The 22067-nt window shown below is 62.3% G+C and carries 23 protein-coding genes; 13 read left to right on the forward strand and 10 right to left on the reverse strand.

The features are described from left to right. The first annotated feature begins 54 nt into the window (after nucleotides 1–54). Nucleotides 55–300 carry a hypothetical protein gene (locus tag V1288_RS28215; protein WP_334360135.1) on the forward strand — a complete coding sequence of 82 codons (246 nt, stop codon included), beginning with the start codon at nucleotides 55–57 and terminating at the stop codon, nucleotides 298–300. Between the two features lie 8 nt (nucleotides 301–308). On the opposite strand, the gene V1288_RS28220 is transcribed toward V1288_RS28215, so the two are convergent. Beyond that, nucleotides 309–491 carry a hypothetical protein gene (locus tag V1288_RS28220; RefSeq protein WP_334360136.1) on the reverse strand — a complete coding sequence of 61 codons (183 nt, stop codon included), beginning with the start codon at nucleotides 489–491 and terminating at the stop codon, nucleotides 309–311. 127 nt (nucleotides 492–618) lie between these two features. Here V1288_RS28220 and V1288_RS28225 point away from each other — a divergent pair, with 127 nt between their 5' ends. After that, a complete protein-coding gene (locus V1288_RS28225) occupies nucleotides 619–972 on the forward strand; it encodes a DUF6481 family protein (protein WP_334360137.1) in 354 nt (117 codons plus the stop codon). A 151-nt stretch (nucleotides 973–1123) separates the two neighbouring features. On the opposite strand, the gene V1288_RS28230 is transcribed toward V1288_RS28225, so the two are convergent. Continuing rightward, nucleotides 1124–1363 (reverse strand): pentapeptide MXKDX repeat protein, encoded by a 240-nt coding sequence (locus V1288_RS28230; RefSeq protein WP_334360138.1) that lies wholly within the window; start codon nucleotides 1361–1363, stop codon nucleotides 1124–1126. Nucleotides 1364–1798: 435 nt separating this feature from the next. Here V1288_RS28230 and V1288_RS28235 point away from each other — a divergent pair, with 435 nt between their 5' ends. Genes V1288_RS28235 through V1288_RS28245 form a run of 3 tightly spaced genes read left to right on the forward strand, consistent with a single transcriptional unit; the run spans nucleotide 1799 to nucleotide 4721 of the window. Continuing rightward, the gene (locus V1288_RS28235) at nucleotides 1799–2815 is read left to right on the forward strand and encodes a TRAP transporter substrate-binding protein (RefSeq protein ID WP_334360139.1); all 1017 of its coding nucleotides are present in this window, start codon (nucleotides 1799–1801) and stop codon (nucleotides 2813–2815) included. Continuing rightward, nucleotides 2812–3366, forward strand: coding sequence for a TRAP transporter small permease (locus V1288_RS28240; RefSeq protein ID WP_334360140.1), 555 nt, complete (start codon nucleotides 2812–2814; stop codon nucleotides 3364–3366). The genes V1288_RS28235 and V1288_RS28240 overlap by 4 nt, the downstream gene beginning before the upstream one ends. Then, nucleotides 3363–4721, forward strand: a complete 1359-nt coding sequence (locus V1288_RS28245) for a TRAP transporter large permease (protein ID WP_334360141.1) — start codon at nucleotides 3363–3365, stop codon at nucleotides 4719–4721. The genes V1288_RS28240 and V1288_RS28245 overlap by 4 nt, the downstream gene beginning before the upstream one ends. Nucleotides 4722–4797: 76 nt before the next feature. Here the strand turns inward: V1288_RS28245 and V1288_RS28250 are convergent, their stop codons facing one another. Then, nucleotides 4798–5487: a GntR family transcriptional regulator gene (locus V1288_RS28250; protein ID WP_334360142.1), complete on the reverse strand. Its 690-nt coding sequence runs from the start codon at nucleotides 5485–5487 to the stop codon at nucleotides 4798–4800. Between the two features lie 178 nt (nucleotides 5488–5665). Between V1288_RS28250 and V1288_RS28255 the strand changes: the two genes are divergently transcribed. From V1288_RS28255 to V1288_RS28270, 4 genes are all read left to right on the forward strand, one after another. After that, entirely contained in the window at nucleotides 5666–6289 is a 624-nt protein-coding gene (locus V1288_RS28255) for a TRAP transporter small permease (protein WP_334360143.1), read from the forward strand. Continuing rightward, a complete protein-coding gene (locus V1288_RS28260; protein ID WP_334360144.1) occupies nucleotides 6289–7554 on the forward strand; it encodes a TRAP transporter large permease in 1266 nt (421 codons plus the stop codon). Before V1288_RS28255 ends, V1288_RS28260 begins: the two co-directional genes overlap by 1 nt. Before the next feature lie 26 nt (nucleotides 7555–7580). After that, complete coding sequence (locus V1288_RS28265; RefSeq protein ID WP_334360145.1) at nucleotides 7581–8564, forward strand: TRAP transporter substrate-binding protein; 984 nt, start codon at nucleotides 7581–7583, stop codon at nucleotides 8562–8564. Between the two features lie 76 nt (nucleotides 8565–8640). Next, entirely contained in the window at nucleotides 8641–9567 is a 927-nt protein-coding gene (locus tag V1288_RS28270) for a dihydrodipicolinate synthase family protein (protein WP_334360146.1), read from the forward strand. Nucleotides 9568–9572: 5 nt separating this feature from the next. On the opposite strand, the gene V1288_RS28275 is transcribed toward V1288_RS28270, so the two are convergent. The 4 genes from V1288_RS28275 to V1288_RS28290 form a co-directional block, all read right to left on the reverse strand. Continuing rightward, nucleotides 9573–10481 carry a hydroxymethylglutaryl-CoA lyase gene (locus V1288_RS28275; protein ID WP_334360147.1) on the reverse strand — a complete coding sequence of 303 codons (909 nt, stop codon included), beginning with the start codon at nucleotides 10479–10481 and terminating at the stop codon, nucleotides 9573–9575. After that, nucleotides 10478–12484 carry an acetyl/propionyl/methylcrotonyl-CoA carboxylase subunit alpha gene (locus V1288_RS28280; RefSeq protein WP_334360148.1) on the reverse strand — a complete coding sequence of 669 codons (2007 nt, stop codon included), beginning with the start codon at nucleotides 12482–12484 and terminating at the stop codon, nucleotides 10478–10480. The genes V1288_RS28275 and V1288_RS28280 overlap by 4 nt, the downstream gene beginning before the upstream one ends. 2 nt (nucleotides 12485–12486) lie before the next feature. Next, entirely contained in the window at nucleotides 12487–14091 is a 1605-nt protein-coding gene (locus V1288_RS28285; RefSeq protein ID WP_334360149.1) for a carboxyl transferase domain-containing protein, read from the reverse strand. Nucleotides 14092–14194: 103 nt separating this feature from the next. Further along, entirely contained in the window at nucleotides 14195–15367 is a 1173-nt protein-coding gene (locus V1288_RS28290; RefSeq protein WP_334361423.1) for an isovaleryl-CoA dehydrogenase, read from the reverse strand. A gap of 180 nt (nucleotides 15368–15547) precedes the next feature. Here V1288_RS28290 and V1288_RS28295 point away from each other — a divergent pair, with 180 nt between their 5' ends. Together V1288_RS28295 and V1288_RS28300 are read left to right on the forward strand one after the other, a co-directional pair. Next, complete coding sequence (locus V1288_RS28295; protein WP_334360150.1) at nucleotides 15548–16216, forward strand: TetR/AcrR family transcriptional regulator; 669 nt, start codon at nucleotides 15548–15550, stop codon at nucleotides 16214–16216. Continuing rightward, the gene (locus tag V1288_RS28300) at nucleotides 16216–16719 is read left to right on the forward strand and encodes an Lrp/AsnC family transcriptional regulator (protein ID WP_334360151.1); all 504 of its coding nucleotides are present in this window, start codon (nucleotides 16216–16218) and stop codon (nucleotides 16717–16719) included. Before V1288_RS28295 ends, V1288_RS28300 begins: the two co-directional genes overlap by 1 nt. A gap of 57 nt (nucleotides 16720–16776) precedes the next feature. Here V1288_RS28300 and V1288_RS28305 read toward each other — a convergent pair whose 3' ends face one another. Then, on the reverse strand, nucleotides 16777–17082 hold the full coding sequence (locus tag V1288_RS28305; RefSeq protein WP_334360152.1) for an ETC complex I subunit: 306 nt from the start codon (nucleotides 17080–17082) through the stop codon (nucleotides 16777–16779). 230 nt (nucleotides 17083–17312) lie between these two features. On the opposite strand from V1288_RS28305, the gene V1288_RS28310 reads away from it, so the two are divergent. Continuing rightward, nucleotides 17313–18458, forward strand: coding sequence for an OpgC domain-containing protein (locus V1288_RS28310; RefSeq protein ID WP_334360153.1), 1146 nt, complete (start codon nucleotides 17313–17315; stop codon nucleotides 18456–18458). Between the two features lie 26 nt (nucleotides 18459–18484). Here the strand turns inward: V1288_RS28310 and V1288_RS28315 are convergent, their stop codons facing one another. Next, the gene (locus V1288_RS28315) at nucleotides 18485–20296 is read right to left on the reverse strand and encodes a carbamoyltransferase family protein (protein ID WP_334360154.1); all 1812 of its coding nucleotides are present in this window, start codon (nucleotides 20294–20296) and stop codon (nucleotides 18485–18487) included. Between the two features lie 338 nt (nucleotides 20297–20634). Between V1288_RS28315 and V1288_RS28320 the strand changes: the two genes are divergently transcribed. After that, nucleotides 20635–20925 (forward strand): hypothetical protein, encoded by a 291-nt coding sequence (locus tag V1288_RS28320; protein WP_334360155.1) that lies wholly within the window; start codon nucleotides 20635–20637, stop codon nucleotides 20923–20925. A 122-nt stretch (nucleotides 20926–21047) separates the two neighbouring features. Here the strand turns inward: V1288_RS28320 and V1288_RS28325 are convergent, their stop codons facing one another. After that, complete coding sequence (locus V1288_RS28325) at nucleotides 21048–22055, reverse strand: amidohydrolase family protein (RefSeq protein WP_334360156.1); 1008 nt, start codon at nucleotides 22053–22055, stop codon at nucleotides 21048–21050. Between the last annotated feature and the right edge of the window lie 12 nt (nucleotides 22056–22067).

Below are 22067 nucleotides of genomic sequence, written 5' to 3' on the forward strand. Positions count from 1 at the left end.
AGAGACCTTGATCGACACTTACCGCTTGGAGACAGCGCGTGTGCGGGGCGTGCCATGATTGAACAGGAATCGGCAAAGCAGGATTCCGGTAAGCAGGAAACGGGCTACGACTATAGCAGGTACAAGCAATTGCTGGCGGAAGCGGTCGATGAGACCAAACGACTCGAACTGATCGAGATCATGATCAGGGAGAAAGCCCGCGAAAGGCTGGAGGCGCAGCGGACCGCGGATCGGGTCGCGATGACGGCGATGACGGTCGCACGCGTTCTAGGACCCGGCAGCCGTCGCGATAGCTTATAGAAGCGCGGTCACTTTTCCGACGCCAGCATCACCAGCGAGCCAACCAAGCCAATCAGCGCACAGCCGAGAAGCCCGTATTGCAGGATCGCCAGCGTCCGGCCCGGGGCTTCGGTCGCCGTTGCCATCTCGTAGAGCAGCCAGGCTGACGTAATCCCGCTCATCAGCATCAGTTTGGGCCATTTGCTGTTCACGCAAGTCTCCCCTGCTCTACCGGCCCCATTTCGACGCTGGCATTTTGCCCCGGGTTCACTTACCTAGGCCCCATTCCGCGCGTTTGGCGCATCCAACCCCGAGAGTGAAAGCGACAAGGCCTGTTTTATGAGTGGATTCAAGGAACCGAACTTCGCGGACCGCCAGAAGGCCGCGATGCAGGCGCGGCAGAACATCCTGAACAAGTTTCGCGCCCAGCCGGGGCCCGATGATCCCGAGGTGAAGCGCCGCCAGGCCGAGCGCGAAGCCCAGGCGGCCGCGCGCGCCAAGGCAAGAGAGGCCAAGGAAGCCGAAAAGGCCGAGCAGAAACGTCGCGAGGCCGAGGCCGCCGCGGTAGAAGCCGCCAGGATCGCGCGGGAGAAGGAAGAAGAGGCCGCCAGGCAGGCGGCGCTGGAGGCCGAGCAGAAGGCCAAGCGCGACGCCCGTTACGCCGCGCGCAAAGGCAAGGGCAAGAAGAAGTAGGCCTGCGAGCCGCCGTTGGTGCCGGCGCGCTCTCGTCGTCATTCCGGGGCGATGCGCAGCATCGAGCCCGGAATCTCGAGATTCCCCGGTGTGCAATTGCACACCTGAGGTCTGGTGCTAACGCGCCATCGCGGAATGACTGCCCTAAGCGTCAGTTCTTTTTCATGCCGTCGTCTTTTTTCATGCCATCCTTCATCATGCCATCGTGCTTCATGCCGCCCTTCTTCATCATGCCATCGTCTTTCTTCATCGCATCCTTGGACATCGATTCCTTCTTCATGCCGTCGTCCTTGCCCATCTTGTCCTGAGCGAAGACGGCCGGCGCGAATGCCAGGCCGAACGAAACGAGCGCGGCAGACAGGCCGAGGCCGATACGGGTCGTGGTGGTCATGGGATGGTCGTCCTTTGGGTTTGGTTGGTTTCTCGAAAGCGACATCTGCCGCTTCCTCAAACGACGATGCCGTGACCGGATTTGTTACCGGCCACATTCCAAAATTCTTCGCTGGTCACGGATAGTTGAAGCGGGCAAATTGATGGCGGCTAACGCTCCGCGAGTGCCAGGGTCGGACGTATTGTTGACTGACTCTTCTGCGAACGGCTGTTCCCGGGCGTGCGCCTCTGCGAACGGCTGTTCCCGGGCGTGCGCCGCGGCGATATCAGACTTTGCTCTGAGGGTTGGAAATCTGGGCTTGCCGTCACGTGCCGCCTCGACCTATCACACAGCCTCGAACGATCAGACCAACGCAACTTCAGACGAAGACCGGCTAAAATGGGCTGAAGCCGGTCCGGATCGCCGATCCAACAACCAATTTGCAGGGGAAAAACCATGCTTACACGCCGCCATGTCATTGCATCCGTACTTGCCGCGCCCGCCGTCCTTCGTTTCGGCACCGCCCATGCCGCCACGACACTGAAGATCTCGCATCAGTTCCCGGGTGGCACCATCGACAAGGGCGACTTCCGCGACCGGTTGTGCCGCATGTTCGCCGCCGAAGTCGCCAAGCGCTCTGGCGGCGAGATCGCAGCCGAGGTCTATCCGAACTCGTCGCTGATCAAGACCAACGCGCAATTCTCGGCGATGCGCAAAGGCGCGCTCGATATCAGCCTCTATCCGATGCCCTATGCCGGCGGTGAATTGCCGGAGACCAATATCGGGTTGATGCCCGGCCTGGTTGCAACCTACGACCAGGGCATGCGCTGGAAGAAGGAGCCGGTCGGCAAGGCGCTGACCGACTTCCTCGCCGACAAGGGCATCATCCTGTTGACCTGGGTCTGGCAAGCCGGTGGCGTCGCCAGCCGTTCCAGGCCGATCGTCGCCCCTGAAGACGCCAAGGGGCTGAAGGTGCGCGGCGGCTCGCGCGAAATGGACATGGTGCTGCAGACCGCGGGCGCCGCCGTGCTGTCAGTCCCCTCGAACGAAATCTACGCCGCGATGCAGACGGGTGCCTGCGACGCCGGCATCACCTCCTCCACCAGCCTGATCTCGTTCCGTCTCGAAGAGGTCGCCAAATCGCTGACCTCCGGCGCCGGCGCCTCCTACTGGTTCATGCTGGAGCCGCTGATGATGTCGAAGGCGATCTTCGACAAGCTGCCCAAGAACCAGCAGAACATCATCCTTTCGGTCGGCAGCGAACTGGAAGCGTTCGGCCGCAAGGGCGCGCAGGACGACGATATCGAGGTCGCCAAGGTCTATGAAAAGGCCGGCGCCAAGGTCAGCAAGCTCGATGTCGCGACCGTCGGCAAGTGGCGCGATATTGCGCGCGATACCGCGTGGAAGGACTACAGCGCCAAGACTGCGGCGTCGGCCAATCTGCTGAAGCTCGCCAGCGACGTCGCCGCATGATGCATGGTCCGCTCCCGGATCAACAAGACCATTCCGAGGCCGTCACGGGCAATCCGCTCGTGGCGGCGCTCGGCCAAGCGCTGGCGCTGTGCAACGGCGTCATCGTGGTCTTTGCCGCGCTCGCGCTGATCGCGGCCTGTGTGATCCTCAGTTACAGCGTGCTCGGTCGCGCCCTGTTCCACAGCGCCAATTACTGGCAGGATGAGGCTGCGGTGTTTCTGCTCGTCGGCGCGACCTTCATGACCGCGGCCTATGTGCAGGGTCAGCGCGGCCATATCGGCATTGAGGCCTTTGTCGGCCTGATGTCGCCGCTCGCCAACCGCATCCGGCTGTGGCTGGTCGATGTCGCAAGCTTGCTGTTCTGCGCCTTCTTCGCCTGGAAGTCCTGGACGCTGGCGCATGAGGCTTACGTCGACGGCCAGGTGTCGAACTCGATGTGGTCGCCCCCGCTTGCGATCCCCTATGTGCTGATGGCAGTTGGCATGACGCTGTTGTGCCTGCAGATCCTGCTGCAGATCATTATTCCCTTTGCTGGTGCTTCACGTCGATGAGCGTTCTTGGAATTGGTATCAGTTACGGCCTTGCTACCCTGTTTGCGATGTTTTCCGGTATGCCCATTGCGTTTGCTCTGGGCGCCGTCGCCGTCGTCTTCATGGCGATCTTCATGCCCGCGGCGTCGCTCGATACCGTGACGCAGAACGTCTATGAGGAAATGGCCTCGATCACGCTGTTGTCGATCCCGCTGTTCATCCTCAAGGGTGCGGCGATCGGCAAATCCCGCGCCGGTCAGGACCTCTATTCGGCGCTCCATGCCTGGCTGCATCGCGTGCCGGGCGGGCTTGGCGTCGCCAACGTATTCGCCTGCGCGCTGTTTGCGGCGATGGCGGGCTCCTCGCCCGCCACCTGTTCGGCGATCGGTTCGGCCGGCATTCCCGAGATGCGCAAGCGCGGCTATTCCGGCGGCTTTGCCGCCGGCATCATCGCCGCCGGCGGCACGCTCGGCATCCTGCTGCCGCCCTCGATCACCATGATCCTGTTCGCGGTCGCCGCGGAGAAATCGTTGGGCCGGCTGTTCCTCGCCGGCATCGGCCCGGGACTGTTGCTGGTGACGCTGTTCGGAATCTACGCCGTGCTGCGCTTCCGCAAGGAGTTTGCGGCGGCGCAGGCGCTCTACGAAAAGACCGGAACGGAATCCGCGATCCTGCAGCGCGACGAGTTCACGATGGCCGAGCGCTTCACCATGCTGCCGCGGGTGATCCCGTTCGTGCTGCTGCTCACCGGCGTGATGATTGCGCTGTATGGCGGTTACGCGACGCCGTCGGAAACTGCAGGCCTCGGCGGGCTGCTGGCGCTGGTGCTGATTGCGGTGATCTACAGCGTATGGCGGCCGAGCGACCTGTCGCCGATCCTGAAGTCCACCATCCGCGAATCCACCATGCTGATGATGATCATCGGCATGTCGCTGCTGTATTCCTATGTGATGAGCTATTTGCACATCTCGCAATCGGCAGCGGAATCCATCGTCGCCATGCATCTGCCGCGTTGGGAATTGCTGACCGCAATCCTGCTGATGGTGGTGGTGCTCGGCTTCTTCCTGCCGCCGGTGTCGATCATCCTGATGACCGCGCCGATCATCCTGCCGCCGCTGCGCGCCGCCAATTTCGACATCATCTGGTTCGGCGTGGTCATGACCATCGTGATGGAGATGGGGCTGATCCACCCGCCGGTCGGGTTGAACATCTTCGTCATCCGCAACGTCGCGCCCGATGTCCCCTTGAGCGAGGTGATCTGGGGCACGCTGCCCTTCGTGCTGCTGATGATGCTGGCGGTGCTGCTGCTGTGCTTCTTCCCGGGGATCTCGACCTGGCTGCCGGATCTGGTGATGGGGTCCGACGGAGGACGGTGAGGCTTCCGTAGGATGGGCAGGCCGCAGCGAAACCCATCGCGCGGTGGGTTTCGCTTCGCTCTACCCACCCTACAATTCAAGCGCTTTCGCTTCTGGCACGGGACGCAATCGATCCGCCGCCCACGACTTGCAATAGGTCCGTCCGCACCGCCTCGATATGCTGCGCGAGAAAGCGGCAGGCCTTGTCGATGTCCTGCGCCCGGCACAGTTCGATCAGGTGGGCGTGCTCCTTTTCGGCCGTTCCCATCGCCTTGGTGTTGGAAAGCTGCAGGCGCGTGTAGCGGTCGCTGGTCTGCAGCAACGCGATGACGATCGCCTTGGTCCGCGGCCGCCGCGCGTGCGCATACAGCGCCATATGGAAGTCGGCATTGAGCTGGCCCCACTCGCTGACGTTGCCCGCCTTGATCGCCTTCTCGAAGCGGCTCTGGATGTCGTCCAGCCCGGCAAAGTCGTCTTCCGTGAAGTGCGGCGCCGACTGCGCCAAAAGCCGCGGCTCCATGATTCCGCGGAGATCGAACACGTCGTTGATTTCGTCCAGCGACAGCTCCGAGACGATCGCGCCTTTTTGCGGGACGATGCGCACCAGCCCCTCGGCCTCGAGCTGAAACAGCGCCTCGCGCACGGGAATGCGGCTCACGCCGTAGGCATCGCCCAGCGCGTCCTGCCGAAGCTGCGAGCCGGCCGGATAGGTCCCGTCGAGAATCGACTGCCTGAGCTGGTCGACGATCGCAGCCGACAGCGTCCGGTGCTTCAGAGGGCCCTTCATTTGATCTTCCGTCGTCATGGCCGGCCTTTTCCGATCGAGGCGGGCTTTTATTTCGCACGTTGACGCGGTCCCGACCCAGCAAAAGCTAAGGGGCCCTCGTAATCTCCATTTGACAAGATTGTATAAATTATACATCTTGGAAATGCACGACAAATCTCAGGGGTAGCGGGGGCTCTTTATGATCGAGCAGACGATTGCGGATGCGCCGGCATTGAGCGCCCGGCAGATCGTTCTCAGGGCTTCGGCTCTCCTGCTCGCTTCCGAACGCATCGCCTTGATGGGGCTGATGTATCTGCTGACGGCCCTGATCCTGGTGAACGTCGTCACGCGCTATTCGCACTTCCCGATCTACTGGATCGATGAATCGGCCGTTTACTGCGTGGTCTGGCTGACCTTCATCGGCGCCTCCGCCATGACACGGCTGCGGCTCGATTTCGCCGTCACCATGATGACCGAGCGCCTCTCGGCGCGGAATCAGAAGATCGCAAAAGTCATCGCAACAAGCATGGTCGTCGTGTTCGGCGTGGCCTTGATCATCACCTGCTTCCTCTGGATGGATCCGATCGGCCTCGCTCGCGCCGGCTTCGACGCGCGCAAGCTCGCCGCCGAAACCTTCAACTTCCTCTACACCGAGCGCACGCAGACGCTGAACTGGCCGACCTGGGTCGTCTACCTGACGCTGCCGATCTTCGCCGTGTCGATGACCGTTCATGGGCTGGCAAACCTGCTGGAAGATCTCGAACTGGTCCCGCGAACGCCGCCAAAAGGCTTCCAGCTCTCCGAGCTCGACGGGGTCAACTGATGATCACCTCAGCCGCCTTTATCGCGATCATGCTGGTCGGGGTGCCGATCGGGCTTTGTCTTTGCCTTGCCGGCTTCATCTACATCATCGCATCGGGAAATCCGGTGCTGTTCCAGTCCTATCCGCTGCAGCTCTTCGGCGGCGTCGACAGCTACGGCCTGATCGCCATCCCGCTGTTCATCCTGATCGGCGAGATCATGAATGGCGGCGGCATTACGCGGCGCATCGTCGACATGGCGATGGCCTTTGTCGGCTCGCTGAAGGGCGGGCTGGCCTACGTCAATATTCTCGCCAACATGTTCATCTCATCCATCCTGGGATCTGCGACCGCGCAGGTCGCGATCATGGCGCAGATCATGGTCCCGGAAATGGAAAAGAAGGGCTACGACAAGACCTTTGCGGCGGGACTGACCGCCTATGGCGGCATGCTCGGGCCGATCATTCCCCCGTCGGTGATGTTCGTGGTCTACAGCGTGCTGGCGCAGGTTTCCGTCAGCGACATGCTGATCGCCGGTATCGTGCCAGGCGTGATCCTGACGGTGATGTTCTGCATCGTCATCGCGCTGATGGGATACATCTACAATTACCCCAAAGCCGATTATCAGACCCCGCGCCAGCGGGTAGCGACGATCCTGCGGACGTCGCCGACGCTGCTGATTCCGATCGTGATCGTCGGCAGCATCCTTGGCGGGCTTGCCAACGCAACGGAATCGGCGGCCGTCGGCGCTGTGGCGGCGGCCCTGGTCGGAAAATACTGGACCAAGGAGTTCAAGTTCTCGCAATTGCCGCAGATGATGCTGCGCGCCGGCATCTACTCGGCCATCGTCCTGTTCCTGGTCGCTGCCGCAGCCGTATTCTCCTGGGTACTGATCTTCGGCAAGGTGCCGCAGGAGACCGCGGGCTGGATCCAGTCGGTCGCCAAGGATCCCGTCAGTTTCATGCTGATCTGCAACGTCATCCTGCTGGTGATCGGCACGGTTATCGACGGCATTCCCGGCCTGATCATGACGGTGCCGATCCTGCTGCCGGTTGCGACCGAGGTCTATCACATCGATCCGCGCCAGTTCGGCGTCGTCGTGGTGATCAACCTGGTGCTCGGATTGCTGTCACCCCCGGTCGGTCTTTGCTTTTTCGTCGCCGCCGCCGTCACCGGGGCCAAGCCCGGCAAGATGTTCATGGTGACACTGCCGCTATTCGGCATCTCCTGCATCCTTCTGGTGCTGCTCTCGCTCTATCCATCCCTCTCCCTCGTCCTCATCAAGTAGGTCCAAACCCTCAAGGAGCCTTGCCAATGCCTCTTTCACGTCGCCGCTTCCTTGCCGCCAGCGCGGCCGTGCCGCTGTTCGCGCCGTCGCTTGCACTGGCGCAAGCCAAGGAATTTCGCCTCGGCTTGATCACGCCGAACGGCCATTCCTGGAACAAGGCGGCGCTAAAACTCGGCGACGATCTCAAGGCGGCCACCAACGGCCGCCTGACCATGACGGTGTTTCACTCCGGCCAGCTCGGCAACGAGCCGGCGATGATGCAGCAATTGCAGTCGGGCGCGCTCGACATGGGCTTCATCCAGGCCGCCGAGCTCGGCTCGCGCGTGCCGCACATCGCGGCGATCAACGCGCCCTACATCGTGCGCTCGACACCGTCGGTCGCAAAATTCGTCCGCCATCCGGCGGCGATCAAGCTGTTCGACGTCCTGCCGCAGGAAACCGGGACGATCGGATTGGGCTGGGGCATCACCGGGATGCGCGCCGTCTTCTCGTCGAAAGACCTGACGAGCCTTGCCGACATCAAAGGCATGAAGCTGCGCATCAACCCGACACCGGTCTATCGCGATTTCTATTCGTCGCTCGGCGCCGCGCCGACGCCGATCCCGACGCCCCAGGTGTTCGACGCCATGGCGAATGGCCAGGTCGACGGCCTCGAGGCGGATCTGGAATTTTCCTGGAACCAGCGCTTCGACAAAGTGTCAAAAGTCATCCTGCAGATGAACGCCGTCTTCATGCCGATGGCGGCCGTCGTCTCCGGCCGCGTCTGGCAGTCGCTGCCGGCGGCCGACCGCGAGCTGATCACCAAGACCGTCAAATCGACGCTCGATGCGCAGATCGACGAATTGGCCGGCAATGAGCCCAAGCTGATCGAGAACTTCAAGAACGCGCCGATCCCGATCCGTCAGGTCGATGCCAAGGATACCGAGGCCGTCATCGCCGAATTCGACAAGATCTGGCTGCCCAAGGCGCCGGTTCTCGCCGAGCTGCGAAAAGTCGGCGCGACGCTCTGATCCCATCCCATCGTTTTCAAGCCAAAGCCCTGCGGATTCATCAGTCCGCCGGAACAATTCCAATGGAGCTAAACAAATGAGCCCACGCATTTCCTGGGAAGGCGTCTTCCCGGCCGTCACCACGCAATTCAATGACGACCTGTCGCTCAATATCGATGCGACTGCGAAGGTCATGGACGGCCTGATCCGCGACGGCGTTTCCGGACTGATCGTTTGCGGTTCCGTCGGCGAGAACACTTCGCTGGAGCGCAAGGAGAAGGTCGCAATCATGGAAACCGCGAAATCCGTTGCGGCCGGCCGTGTCCCCGTCCTGTGCGGCATTGCGGAATTCACCACGGCGTTTGCGGTCGAAACCGCCAAGGAAGCCGCGCGGGTCGGCATCGACGGCGTGATGGTGATGCCCGCGCTGGTCTATTCCTCAAAACCGCATGAGACCGCCGCGCATTTCCGCGCGGTTGCCAGCGCGACCGACCTGCCGGTGATGCTCTACAACAATCCGCCGATCTACAAGAACGACGTCACGCCGGACATTCTCGCCACCCTTGCCGACGTCGAAACCGTCGTCTGCTTCAAGGATTCCTCCGGCGACACGCGGCGCTTCATCGATACCCGCAACATGGTCGGCGACCGCTTTGTCCTGTTCGCCGGCCTCGATGACGTCATCGTCGAGAGCGTCGCCATGGGCGCCGTCGGCTGGGTCTCCGGCATGTCGAACGCCTTCCCGCGCGAGGGCGAGACCCTGTTCCGCCTCGCCAAGGCCGGACGCTACGAAGAAGCGATGCCGCTGTACGAATGGTTCATGCCGCTGTTGCACCTCGATGCCCGCCCCGACCTCGTCCAGTGCATCAAGCTTTGCGAGCACATCGTGGGCCGCGGCACCGCCCTAACCCGCCCGCCGCGGCTGGCGCTTTTGCCGCACGAGAAGGCGGAGGTCGAGGCGATGATGGCAAAGGCACTGAAGAACCGGCCGGTGCTGCCGAATGTTGGCCTGAAGGCCGCGTAAGCGGCCTATTTCGCGGCCCGCATCTTCGCGTTCAACGCCGCCGCGACGCGGCTGACCGGCGGACGGCCGATCAGTCCGCTTACGACATTGGTTGCCGCGACCAGTTTTGACATATCGACCCCGGTCGAAATGCCCATGCCCTCGAGCATGTAGACCACGTCCTCCGTCGCGACGTTCCCCGTCGCGCCGGGGGCGTAGGGGCAGCCGCCGAGGCCGCCGGCGGCGGAATCGATCACGCGGCAGCCCTCCTCCAGCCCGGCATAGAGATTGGCGAGCGCTTGCCCGTACGTGTCGTGGAAATGCATTGCAAGATTGGCCATCGGTACGTGGCCGGCCACCGCGCGTATGAGCTGCCGCGCCTTCAACGGCGTGCCGACGCCGATGGTATCGCCGAGCGAGATTTCGTAGCAGCCGAGATCCCACAGCACTTTTGCAACATCGACCACCGCCTGTGGCTTGATCTCGCCCTCATAGGGACAGCCGAGCACGGTGGAGATGTAGCCCCGCACCCGCACTCCGTCCGCCTTGGCGCGGGCGAGCACCGGCTTGAACCGGTCGATCGATTCCGCGATCGAGCAGTTGATATTGGCACGCGAAAAGCTTTCCGATGCCGCGGCAAATACCGCGATCAATTTGGCACCCGCAGCCTGCGAAGCCTCGTAACCTTTCTCGTTCGGCACCAGCACCGGCAGTTCGCAATTCACGTGATGGCTGACGCCGCGCAGCACCTCGGCCGATCCGACCATTTGCGGGATCGCCTTGGGCGAAACGAACGCGCCGACCTCGACGGTGCGGAGGCCCGCTGCGATCAGCGCCTCGATGAAGGCGATCCGGTCAGCGACGCTGACCGGGGTCTTCTCGTTCTGCAGCCCGTCGCGCGGGCCGACTTCGACGATATGGACGCGATCGCTCATGACGCCGCCGGTTCGACTTCGGCGAGTTCGACGCCTTCGCCGACGATATCGCCGACCTTGCACTTGATCTTCTTCAACACGCCCGCAAAGGGCGCGCGCAGCGTCTGCTCCATCTTCATGACTTCGAGCGTGAGGATCGCAGCGCCCTTTTCCAGCGTCGCGCCTTCCTCGGCCAACAGCGCCACCACGGTGCCGGGCAGTGGCGCCACGATCTTGTCCTCGCCGACCTGCTCCTCGGTCTCGCCGCCGAATGGATCGACCCAATGCAGGTCGAAGCGGCCGTTGCGCGTGCGCAGGTAAAGCTCATGCCCCTCGATCACGGCCACGACGCGCGATTTCATGCCATCGATCGTCAAGTCGAAGCCGCCTTCTTCCGCAGGCGAAGTCGTGAAAACGAATTCGTGCTTGCCGATCGACACCGCCGATGGCCCGTTGCCATAGTGCAATGTCACCTTCTGCTCGGCACCCTGTCCCTGACGGAACGAGAACACCCGCTTGCGCTGGCCAACCGGCATCCAGCCAAAAGTCTGCCACGGCGAACGCGTTTCCTTGCGCGCGGCCTTCTGCTCATCGACGACAATCGCCGCCACCGCAGCGCAAAGCTCGAGTTCGCCTGCCGTACCCGACGCTTCCGTCAGCTTCTTCAACTCACGCTCGATGAAGCCGGTATCGATGGTATTGGCGCGCACGGCAGGGTGCGTCACCAGCGCGGACAGGAACGGGATGTTGGTGACGATGCCGCGGACATCAGTCTCTTCCAGCCCGCGGTTGAGCCGCTCGATCGCGGCCTGACGGGTCGGCGCCCACGCGATTACCTTGGCCAGCATGGCGTCATAATACGGCGACACCGCATCGCCGTCGCGATAGCCGGCATCGATCCGCAGGCCGTCGACGGCATCCGGCGTCCGCCAGGTCTTGATCCGGCCCACTGAAGGCATGAAATTCTTTTGCGGGTTTTCGGCGTAGACCCGCGCCTCGATGGCGTGGCCGTTCAGCCTGATCTCGTTTTGCGCCAGCGGCAGCTTCTCGCCGAACGCCACCCGCAACTGCCATTCGACGAGATCAACACCGGTAATCAGCTCGGTCACGGGATGCTCGACCTGCAGGCGCGTATTCATCTCGATGAAGAACACCTCCTTGCCGTCGGAGACGAATTCGATGGTGCCGGCGCCGACATAGTTGACCGCGGCAGCCGCCTTGCGCGCGGCGGCACAGACCGTCTCGCGCTGGTTGGCGTCGAGCGTCGGCGATGGGGCCTCCTCGATCACCTTCTGGTGCCGCCGTTGCAGCGTGCACTCGCGCTCCCAGAGCGAGAGCAGATTGCCATGGCTGTCGCCGATGATCTGCACCTCGATATGCCGGGGGTTTTGCACGAATTTTTCGATCAGCATGCGGTCGTCGCCGAACGCCGCCTTGGCCTCGCGCTTGGCGCTGACGATCGCTGCCGCAAGTTCGCCGGCCGAATTGACCACGCGCATACCGCGCCCGCCGCCGCCGGCGGACGCCTTCACCAGCACCGGAAAACCGATCTTGTCGGCGGCTTTCGCAAGCGTCGCCTCGTCCTGGGCCTCGCCGTGATAGCCCGGCACCAGCGGCACACCGGCCTTTTCCATCAGCGCTTTCGAGCCAGACTTCGAGCCCATTGCCGTCATCATCTGAGCCGTCGGACCGACGAACACCAGCCCGGCATTCAGACAGGCCAGCGCGAATTCGGCATTTTCAGACAGAAAACCATAGCCGGGATGCACGGCCTCGGCGCCGGTCTGGCGCGCGGCGTCGATCACGCGTTCGATATTGAGGTAGCTATCGCGCGCTCGCGCCGGTCCAAGCAGCACGGCCTCATCGGCCACGGCGACATGCATGGCGTCGCGGTCGGCCTCGGAATAGACCGCAACCGTCCGCAGCCCCATGGCGCGGGCGGAGCGGATGACGCGGCAGGCGATCTCGCCGCGGTTGGCGATCAGGAGAGTGCGAAAACGCCGGTAAAGCTTCGAGCGGTCCATCATCACATCCTGAACAGGCCGAATTTCGTGGGCTCGATCGGCGCGTTGGCAGCCGCTGATAATCCAAGGCCAAGCACCAGCCGCGTGTCGGCCGGGTCGATCACGCCGTCGTCCCACAGCCGCGCGGTGGCGTAGTACGGATTGCCCTGGCTCTCATATTGCGCGCGGATGGGGCTGCGGAACCTGTCTTCCTCCTCGGCCGACCAGCTCTCGCCCTTGGCTTCGATATTGTCGCGGCGGACCTGGCTCAGCACCATCGAGGCCTGCTCGCCGCCCATCACGGATATCCGCGCGTTCGGCCACATCCAGAGGAAACGCGGAGAGTAGGCGCGGCCACTCATGCCGTAATTGCCGGCGCCATAGGAGCCGCCGATCACGACGGTGAATTTCGGCACGCCGGCGGTCGCGACCGCCGTCACGAGCTTGGCGCCGTCGCGCGCGATGCCGCCAGCCTCGTATTTCTTGCCGACCATGAAGCCGGTGATGTTCTGCAGGAACACCAGCGGAATATTGCGCTGGCAGCACAGTTCGATGAAGTGCGCGCCCTTCAGCGAGCTCTCGCTGAACAGGATGCCGTTATTGGCGATGATGCCGACCGGATAACCCCAGATGTGAGCGAAGCCGCAGATCAGCGTCGCGCCGTAGAGTTTCTTGAATTCGTCGAACTCGGAGCCGTCGACGATCCTCGCAATGATATCGTGGACGTCGAACGGCTTTCGGCCGTCCGCGGACACCACGCCATAGATTTCTTCGGCGGGAAACAGCGGCTCCCGCGGCTCGCGCATGTTCAGCGCGGCGCGCGTCGGCTGCTTCAGCGTGGCGACGATGCGCCGGGCGATCCCGATCGCATGGGCATCGTTTTGTGCGTAGTGATCAGTGACGCCGGATTGCCGCGAATGCACGTCCGCGCCGCCGAGTTCTTCCGCCGAAACCACCTCGCCGGTGGCGGCCTTTACCAGCGGCGGCCCGCCGAGAAAGATGGTGCCCTGATTGCGCACGATGATGCTCTCGTCCGACATGGCCGGCACATAGGCGCCGCCAGCGGTACACGACCCCATCACGATCGCGATCTGCGGAATGCCCTGCGAGGACATCTGTGCCTGATTATAGAAGATGCGGCCGAAATGCCGCTCGTCGGGAAAGATCTCGTCCTGCATCGGCAGGAAGGCGCCGCCGGAATCGACCATGTAAACGCAGGGTAGATTGTTCTGCCGCGCAATGTCCTGCGCCCGCAGATGCTTCTTCACCGTCATCGGATAATAGGTGCCGCCCTTAATGGTGGCGTCATTGGCGACGATGACGCATTCGCGGCCCGAAATACGGCCGACGCCCGTGATCACGCTGGCAGAGTGGACGTCGCCGCCATAGAGGCCGTTGGCGGCCAGCGGTGACAATTCGAGAAACGCCGTGCCCGGATCGACCAGCAGGTCGACGCGCTCGCGCGCCAGCATCTTGCCACGCGACGTATGCCGCTTGCGGGAGACCTCGCCACCGCCGCCGGAGACGACCTTGAGCTTGTCGCGCAGTTCCGCCACCAGGCTGCGCATCACGTCGGCGTTGCGAGCGAACTCGGGGGATTTGGGATCGATGGTGGAATGAAGCTGCATATCGGCGTTTTCTCTGGATGCTGGAGAGCCGTTGAGAGTGCTTCAGGACGGCACGTTCGAAGAGAATGCGACAGCCTGTATCATCTTTGCCCTGATGTGAAGCTTAAGCCGTCTTTTCGAACAGCTCCCGGCCGATCAGCATGCGGCGGATTTCGCTGGTGCCGGCGCCGATCTCGTAGAGTTTGGCGTCACGCAGCAATCGCCCGGTCGGGTAGTCGTTGATATAGCCGTTGCCGCCGAGCAACTGGATGGCGTCGAGCGCGCATTGCGTCGCCTTCTCGGCGGCGTAAAGAATGGCGCCCGCCGCGTCCTCGCGCGTGGTCTCGCCACGGTCGCAGGCTTTGGCCACCGCGTAGACATAGGCGCGCGAGGCATTCATCGTCGTGTACATGTCGGCGATCTTGCCTTGCACCAGTTGGAACGTGCCGATCGGCTCGCCGAACTGCTTGCGCTCGTGCACATAGGGCAGCACCACGTCCATGCAGGCCTGCATGATGCCGATCGGCCCCGCCGCCAGCACCGCGCGCTCGTAGTCGAGGCCCGACATCAGCACGTTGACGCCGCGGCCGACTTCGCTGAGCACGTTTTCTTCCGGCACCTCGCAATCCTCGAACAGCAGTTCGCAGGTGTCGGAGCCGCGCATGCCGAGCTTGTCGAGCTTCTGTGCGGTGGAAAATCCCTTCATGCCCTTTTCGATGATGAAGGCGGTCATGCCGCGCGGGCCGGCATTGGCGTCGGTCTTGGCGTAGACCACCAGCGTATCGGCCTCCGGGCCGTTGGTGATCCACATCTTGTTGCCGTTGAGCACAAAGCGGTCGCCCTTCTTGTCGGCGCGGGTCTTCATCGACACCACGTCACTGCCGGCGCCAGGCTCCGACATCGCCAGCGAGCCGACATGTTCGCCCGAGATCAGTTTTGGCAGGTATTTCCGCTTCTGCGCCTCGCTGCCGTTGCGGCGGATCTGGTTGACGCAGAGGTTGGAATGCGCGCCATAGGACAGACCGACCGCCGCCGACGCCCGCGACATTTCCTCGAGCGCGATGCAGTGCTCGAGATAGCCCAAACCCGAGCCGCCATACTCCTCCTCGACGGTGATGCCGTGCAGGCCGAGCGATCCAATTTTGGGCCAGAGATCCCTGGGGAATTGGTTGCTGCGGTCGATTTCGGCGGCGCGCGGCGCGATTTCGTTCTGCGAAAACGCTTGCACCGTCTCGCGGATCGCATCCGCGGTCTCGCCGAGATCGAAGTTGAGAAGCAGCGTCCGGTTTGAGGCCATCATTTCCCCCGAAATCTTCTGGAATTAAACGATCATACGTTTTTTTAACTCATCTGCAAGCGGAACCTGCCAGTATTCAAGTAGAGCTACAGACGATTGAAATTTCTATGATTTCATGCCATAATTATACGATCGCTCGCTCGTTTCCACGGGTTAGCGAACGCCCACTTCAGAGGCCCCATGGCGCGGACGATCGGTTCTCACGGCCCCAAGACGATGGAGGCGATCCGCAAGGCCGGGCTGCGCCTGATCTTCGAGCACGGCTACGCCGCCATGAGCCTGCGCCAGCTCGCCGCCGAGGTCGGGATCCAGTCGGGCTCACTCTACAACCATATCAGCACCAAGCAGGAATTGCTGTTCGAGCTGATACGCGACCACATCAACGAATTGCTGCGCCAGCTCGATCACGCCCTGCAGGGCAAACAGCGGCCGGTCGACAAGCTCCGCGCTTTTACCGCCTTCCACGTCAGCTATCACATGACCAGGAAGCGCGAGGTCTTCATCGCCAATTCCGAGTTGCGGAGCCTGGAGCCGAAGAATTACGAGCATATCGTGGCGCTGCGCGGCGCCTATGAGCGGCGGCTGGCGGAAATCCTCTCGGACGGCGTCGCCGAAGGCGAATTCGAAGTCGTGGACATCCAGGTGGCGACCTTTGCGATCCTGGCCTTGTTGACCGGCCTCACCACCTGGTACCGACCCGGCGGGCGGCTCACCAAGGGGGCTATCGTCGCCGCCCACGAAAAGCTGGTGCTGTCGAGCGTCGCCCCCGGTGTGACACCTGATCCAGCGCGAACCAAACCCGCGCCCTCCCCTGATATTACCGCGCCCGCCGGGCTGGAGCGCCGATGATGCCTACGACGGAACGCCCCCTCCTCGACGACATCGACCTGAAGATACTGTCCGAGCTGCAAAGGGATGGACGTATCCGCAACAACGAACTGGCGGAGCGGGTCGGCCTTTCGGAGCCGCCATGCCGGCGGCGCGTTCGCGCGCTCCGCGAGCGCGGCTATGTCAGCGCCATTAGGGCGACGCTCGACGAAACGCTGCTCGGCTACGAAGTCATCTCCTTTGTTTTGATCCAGTTGCAGAGCCAGGCCCAGGCGCCGCTGCAGGCGTTCGAAAAGTCGATCGCGGGGGTGCCGCTCGTGCTGCAGAGCTGGCGGATTTCGGGCGACGCCGACTATCTGCTCAAATGCGTGGCGCGAAACGTCGAGGGTATGCACCAGCAGCTTCTGCAGTTTTCCGCGATGCCCGAAGTCCGCAACATCAGAACTTTTCCGGTGCTCGGCGTCGCCAAGGATACGCCGTTGCCGATCCCCAACTATCCGGCAGCATCCGACCTGGCGCAGTAGCCCCACCCCCACCCGCAACTCCCCGCCTCGAGCGACCGGGAAGCGCCGCTCAGGCCTCTAATGCGTCCAGGGTTCGACGCGCTTGAAGGCGAAATTATCGGCGTAGGCGGCCGGCCGGCGCACCGAATCCTTGGGCTCGATCACCTGATAGGCAATGCCCTTGCGCTCGCAATAGGCGATCGCGTCTTCCTTGGTGTCGAATTGCAGCGTGAGCTGCTGCTTCATGTCGCCCGACGAGGTCCAGCCCATCAGGGGCTCGACCGCCCGCGGCTGCTCGGGCTCATAATCGAGCTGCCATTCCCGGGCCTGGGCCCTGCCCGATTGCATCGCGTTTTTGGCGGGCTTAAAAATGCGTGCGGTCATGGATGGTCGGGTCCTTAAGTGTATGCGACATGGTAGCGGTTGGTGGAAACAGCCGGGATAGTATAGACACACCTTTCAGGAATTGATCGGTGATTCCGTAAAACCCGGATGTACCATTTCCGTACCGGTATAGTCATTATGCCGTACTGTGACAATCTAGGGCTATCCGGCGCCCGGGACACCGTCTTGCGGCGCCATCTTCCCGAAAGCCTCACTGTGAAGCGGCATCCATGAAAATCAACGCCACCCTGCCCGACAAAGGACGCGACCTCCGGCTCGACCTGTTTCGCGGGGTCGCGAACTGGGCGATCTATCTGGACCATATTCCCGACAATGTCGTGAACTGGATCACCACGCGCAATTACGGGTTTAGCGACGCGGCCGACCTGTTCGTTTTCATTTCCGGCTATACCGCCTCTTTCGTCTACGCCCGGATGATGCTGGAGCGCGGCTTTATCGTCGGCGCGACGCGGCTGACCAAGCGGGTCTGGCAGCTCTATGTCGCCCACATCATCCTGTTCGTGATCTATATCGCCTCGATCAGCTATCTGGCGCTGCGCTTCGGCGATTCCCAACTGGTCAACGACTTCAACGTCGTCGGCCTGATCGACAACGCGACCGAAACGCTGCGGCAAGGCCTGTTCCTGAAGTTCAAGCCGGTCAATCTCGACGTGCTGCCGCTCTACATCGTGCTGATGGGACTGTTCCCGCCGGTGCTGTGGATCATGCTGCGCCAGCCCAACTGGACCATGCTGGCCGCGATCGCGCTGTGGCTGGTGTCGCGGCAGACCGGCTGGAACCTGCCCGCCTACCCCCAGGGGACCTGGTACTTCAACCCGTTCGCCTGGCAGGTGCTGTTCGTGTTCGGCGCATGGTGCGCGCTCGGCGGCGCCCGCAAGAACCTGCACATCATCAATTCGCCGATTACGCTGTATTTCTGCATCGCCTACATGATCCTGGCGCTGGTCATGACCATGGCCGGCAAGTTTCCGGCGTTCGGCGAAATGTTCCCGCAGTGGCTGTATTCGACGTTCAACCCGAACGACAAGACCAACCTCGCGCCCTATCGCTTCCTGCACTTCGTAGTGATCGTGATCCTCGTCATCCGTTTCGTGCCGAAGGAATGGCCGGGCCTGGAATGGAAGATTTTCGATCCGCTGGTCGTTTGCGGCCAGCAGTCACTGGCCGTGTTCTGCGTCGGCGTGTTCCTGTCGTTCGTCGGGCATTTCGAACTGTCGATGAGCTCAGGCTCGCTGTTCGCGCAGATCTTCGTCAGCGTGACCGGCATCGCCATCATGACCATCGTCGCCTATTACATTTCCTGGTCGAAGCGGCAGGACAAGCCGCTCAAGCCCACGGCGCCGAAAGCCGCTTGAGCGGCTCCCGGCCTCGGCAGCCGGCTTCAGGCCGGCTGCGCGGTCGAGGCCACCAGCATCCGCACGTCGGCGTAGATATTGACCAGCGGCGCGACCACCTTGTGCATCGTCGTCTTCGACACGATCGTGTCGTGCATGACCAGATGATCGACGCCCGTGGTCAGAAAGCAGTTCACCGCATCCTGCGGTGTTTCCACGATCGGTTCGCCCTTGATGTTGAATGAGGTGTTGATCAGCACGGGAACGCCGGTCAGCGCCTCGAATTCCTTCAGCAGGCGATAAAGCATCGGATTGGTTTCCTCGCGCACGGTCTGCACCCGCGCGGTACCGTCGACATGCACGATCGCCGGGATCTTGTCGCGCCACTCGGGGCGCACCGGCTTGGCGATCAGCATGAACGGCGAATCCTCCTCGCCTTCGAAGATTTCCGTCATGCGCTCGGCCAGCACGATCGGCGCGAAGGGGCGGAACGCCTGCCGGTGCTTGACGCGGCTGTTGAGGATATCCTTCATCCCGGGCTTGCGTGGATCTGCGATCAGGCTGCGGTTACCGAGCGCGCGCGGTCCGAATTCCGACCGGTCCTGAAACCAGCCGATCACCTTCTGGTCGGCGAGCAGCTTTGCGGTGTCTCGGCAGACATTGTCGCTGCGCTTTGCCTCGACCTGGATCCGCACCAGAAATTTCTTCAATTCCGCCGCGGCCTCTTGATCGCTGTAGCGTTTGCCGACATAGGAATGGTCCATCACGAAGTTGCGGCGCTGCTTCAGGATTTCGAGCCAGCCGTAATAGGCGCAGCCGATGGCGATACCGTCATCACCGGCCGCGGGCTGAATCCAGACGTTCTCAAATCCGGCTTCACGGGCGACCCGCCCATTCGCGACGCAATTCAGCGCGACGCCGCCGGCCATACAGAGGTTCTTCGCGCCGGTGGTTTCACGCAGCCAGCGGGCGCGGGCGAGCAGCACATTTTCGGTGTCGTCCTGCGTGCGCCAGGCGAGATCTTCCCAGTGCCGCATCGCGGGGCTCTTTTCCCAATTGCTGCCGGGTTCGAATACGTAAGGCTGTTTGAAGTCGGCGGTCCAGTGCGGCACGTGCAGCTTGCCGTCGTTCAGTTCGAGCAGATGCTTGACCTGGTCGCGGCGGCCATAGGGCGCCAGCCCCATCAGCTCGCCGCATTTGTTCCAGTCGCCGAAAATGTAGGTGGAGGCGCGGCTGTAGAGCGCACCGAGCCCGGGCATGGTGTAGAATTCGTCGCTGAGGAAGCCGCGGTCCGGCTCCATCCAGACCTTTTTGACGCATTCCAGCGTCGTGCCGCTGAACTTGTAGTAACTCTCCGATTCGCGTGCGAGCGGCGTCGCCGTGTCGCTGGCAGGAAACGATTCCATGACGTCGGATCGGTAGCTGCCGACGCCGTCGACGATCATCACGACGCCATCCTCGAACGGCGACACCGCGAACGCGCTGTAGGCGTGCGCGAGGTGATGGGAGATCGTCACCACCTTGTCCGAATGCTTCAGATAGAGCGGATGCTTGGCCGCGTCGCCGCGCTCGAACTCCGGGAGAAAGCCCGGCGCATCGAAATAGACCAGCCGCTCCTCCATTTCCTGAACCGGCAGGATGTAGCAATTGCGAACCACCAGATCGACGTCGTCGAGCGTAATGCCTTCGGCCTCGAGACAATAGTCGATCACTTCCTTGTAGAAGCCGGAGGCGTGCTTGGCCCGCGTGATCCGCTCCTTGGCGATCGCAAACGCGATGGCGCCGTCGCGCAACAGGCAGGCGCTGACATCATGGTCATAGGTGTTCAGACCAAGGACATAAGTGTGTTTTTTTGGCATGGGTACTCGTCAGGAGAGGATCGTCTTGCGCTGAAAAATGGAGATCATGTCGACATCAAGTTGTTGGCGTGGCCTTGCGGATTTTTTTCGTTCAAGGTTCTGCAGTGCACAATCCCAAGTGTTCATCCAATATTCAGGAAGATGAATGCGCGCCGCAGGAATCCGCAGCAAAACCCACCGTAACTTGACCTTACTTCCCCTTCTCAATAAAGTCCCAAGAGCTCGAAAGAACCTTGTGAAAATATTGTGTTAGCGCATCTGAACTGAAAACTGTCTCGCGCGTCTTAGTGAGATAGTGGCGAGGTCCAGATGTTTGGAAGTGACCGGGAGATTCTCGAATGGCTAAACGCTACAATATCCTGACCCGCTGTCTTGCAGCGCTGGCTTTGTTCTTCGTCTACTTCATCAGCACGTCTGCTGTCCTGGTAGGCGCGACGACCTCGCCGGCACAGGCGCAGCGTGGCAGGGGTTATGGCCGTGGCTTCTATGGTGGGCGAGGCTATGGCAGAGGTTATGGCAGAGGCTGGGGCCGCGGGCGCGGCTATGGCTTCTATGGCGGCCCCGTTGTCGTCGCCCCGGGTCCGCGCTGCTGGTGGACACCCTATGGCGTTCGCCGCTGCCGCTGGTGACATAGGCTTGATCGCCGTCGCATAACGCGACCGCAAATACAACCAGGCGTGCCGGGCAACCGGCGCGCTTTTTCTTTTTGGCGAGTCGACTCCGCGGGCGACGGCGCTCGCCTGCTGCCAACTCAGCTTGCCAGCCGCGGGATCAGCTTGAGCGCATTGCCGCGTTCGATCGACGTGATCTGTTCGTCCGTGAACACGCCCGCCTCGCGCAAGCCCTTCACGTGATCGATGCCGGTGCGGTACGGAAAATCCGTTCCGAACACGATCTGCGACGGCGGAATGATCGCCGCCAGCGCCGACATCGCGCCGCGGTTGGAGGTCTGCGCGGTGTCGTAGAAGAAACGCGTCAGCTCGGTGAGCGTGCCGTCGGGCACCGTCTCCTTGGCCTTCGGCGCCAGCAGCGGATGGCGGACGAAGCGCTCGATCAGGAATGGCATCGTCCCGCCTGCATGCGAGAAGATCCAGCGTATTTCGGGAAACCGCCGCGCATTGCCGGAGAACACGATGTCAGCGATGGTGCGCGTCGTGTCGGTGCCGAACTCGATCATGACCGGCGGCTGCGTCGGCGCGAGGTTCACGCAGCAATTGGCCGCCGTCGGATGGGTGTAGACCAGCGCCTTGCGGCGATTGAGCTCCTCCATGACAGGCAGGAATAATGGATCGCCAAGCCATCTGTCGCCGTAGCTCGTCATCAAGGCGATGCCGTCGGCCTTGAGGGTATCGAGCGCATAGGTCAGTTCGCGCAGGCTGCCTTCAGCATCGGTGAGCGGCAGCATCGCGAAATTGCCGAAGCGTCCGGGATAATCCGCGACCAGTTTTGCGCCATACTCATTCGACTCGCGGCAGAGCTTTCGCGCTGTGTCGCCCTTGGTGAAATTGACCGCAGGCGTGGTGACGGAAAGCATTGCGGTGGCGATGCCGGCCTTGTCCATGTCAGCCAGCGATTTCTCGATACTCCAGTTCTTCATCAGGGGATCGCCGAAGCCGCTGTCGTTCGACGCGGTCACATAGGTTGGCGGCGACAGATGATGATGAACGTCGATCCGGAACGGTTTTGTGTCGGCGGGTTGCGCCCCTGCCCGATCTTGCCCCATGGCCGCTGACATCACCAGCGCGCCGGCGCCGAGCATGAAACCGCGCCG

Origin of the sequence: Bradyrhizobium sp. AZCC 2176, assembly GCF_036924645.1 — a bacterium.
Lineage (GTDB): Bacteria > Pseudomonadota > Alphaproteobacteria > Rhizobiales > Xanthobacteraceae > Bradyrhizobium.

What these genes read in the sequence shown, in the direction of transcription:
- V1288_RS28325 (WP_334360156.1), bottom strand. Translation starts at nt 22,055, where the DNA reads ATGCTCGGCGCCGGCGCGCTGGTGATGTCAGCGGCCATGGGGCAAGAT.
- V1288_RS28260 (WP_334360144.1), top strand. Translation starts at nt 6,289, where the DNA reads ATGATCACCTCAGCCGCCTTTATCGCGATCATGCTGGTCGGGGTGCCG.
- V1288_RS28230 (WP_334360138.1), bottom strand. Translation starts at nt 1,363, where the DNA reads ATGACCACCACGACCCGTATCGGCCTCGGCCTGTCTGCCGCGCTCGTT.
- V1288_RS28290 (WP_334361423.1), bottom strand. Translation starts at nt 15,367, where the DNA reads ATGGCCTCAAACCGGACGCTGCTTCTCAACTTCGATCTCGGCGAGACC.
- V1288_RS28315 (WP_334360154.1), bottom strand. Translation starts at nt 20,296, where the DNA reads ATGCCAAAAAAACACACTTATGTCCTTGGTCTGAACACCTATGACCAT.
- V1288_RS28285 (WP_334360149.1), bottom strand. Translation starts at nt 14,091, where the DNA reads ATGCAGCTTCATTCCACCATCGATCCCAAATCCCCCGAGTTCGCTCGC.
- V1288_RS28225 (WP_334360137.1), top strand. Translation starts at nt 619, where the DNA reads ATGAGTGGATTCAAGGAACCGAACTTCGCGGACCGCCAGAAGGCCGCG.
- V1288_RS28235 (WP_334360139.1), top strand. Translation starts at nt 1,799, where the DNA reads ATGCTTACACGCCGCCATGTCATTGCATCCGTACTTGCCGCGCCCGCC.
- V1288_RS28245 (WP_334360141.1), top strand. Translation starts at nt 3,363, where the DNA reads ATGAGCGTTCTTGGAATTGGTATCAGTTACGGCCTTGCTACCCTGTTT.
- V1288_RS28265 (WP_334360145.1), top strand. Translation starts at nt 7,581, where the DNA reads ATGCCTCTTTCACGTCGCCGCTTCCTTGCCGCCAGCGCGGCCGTGCCG.
- V1288_RS28300 (WP_334360151.1), top strand. Translation starts at nt 16,216, where the DNA reads ATGCCTACGACGGAACGCCCCCTCCTCGACGACATCGACCTGAAGATA.
- V1288_RS28275 (WP_334360147.1), bottom strand. Translation starts at nt 10,481, where the DNA reads ATGAGCGATCGCGTCCATATCGTCGAAGTCGGCCCGCGCGACGGGCTG.
- V1288_RS28215 (WP_334360135.1), top strand. Translation starts at nt 55, where the DNA reads ATGATTGAACAGGAATCGGCAAAGCAGGATTCCGGTAAGCAGGAAACG.
- V1288_RS28305 (WP_334360152.1), bottom strand. Translation starts at nt 17,082, where the DNA reads ATGACCGCACGCATTTTTAAGCCCGCCAAAAACGCGATGCAATCGGGC.
- V1288_RS28295 (WP_334360150.1), top strand. Translation starts at nt 15,548, where the DNA reads ATGGCGCGGACGATCGGTTCTCACGGCCCCAAGACGATGGAGGCGATC.
- V1288_RS28280 (WP_334360148.1), bottom strand. Translation starts at nt 12,484, where the DNA reads ATGGACCGCTCGAAGCTTTACCGGCGTTTTCGCACTCTCCTGATCGCC.
- V1288_RS28320 (WP_334360155.1), top strand. Translation starts at nt 20,635, where the DNA reads ATGGCTAAACGCTACAATATCCTGACCCGCTGTCTTGCAGCGCTGGCT.
- V1288_RS28255 (WP_334360143.1), top strand. Translation starts at nt 5,666, where the DNA reads ATGATCGAGCAGACGATTGCGGATGCGCCGGCATTGAGCGCCCGGCAG.
- V1288_RS28240 (WP_334360140.1), top strand. Translation starts at nt 2,812, where the DNA reads ATGATGCATGGTCCGCTCCCGGATCAACAAGACCATTCCGAGGCCGTC.
- V1288_RS28310 (WP_334360153.1), top strand. Translation starts at nt 17,313, where the DNA reads ATGAAAATCAACGCCACCCTGCCCGACAAAGGACGCGACCTCCGGCTC.
- V1288_RS28250 (WP_334360142.1), bottom strand. Translation starts at nt 5,487, where the DNA reads ATGAAGGGCCCTCTGAAGCACCGGACGCTGTCGGCTGCGATCGTCGAC.
- V1288_RS28270 (WP_334360146.1), top strand. Translation starts at nt 8,641, where the DNA reads ATGAGCCCACGCATTTCCTGGGAAGGCGTCTTCCCGGCCGTCACCACG.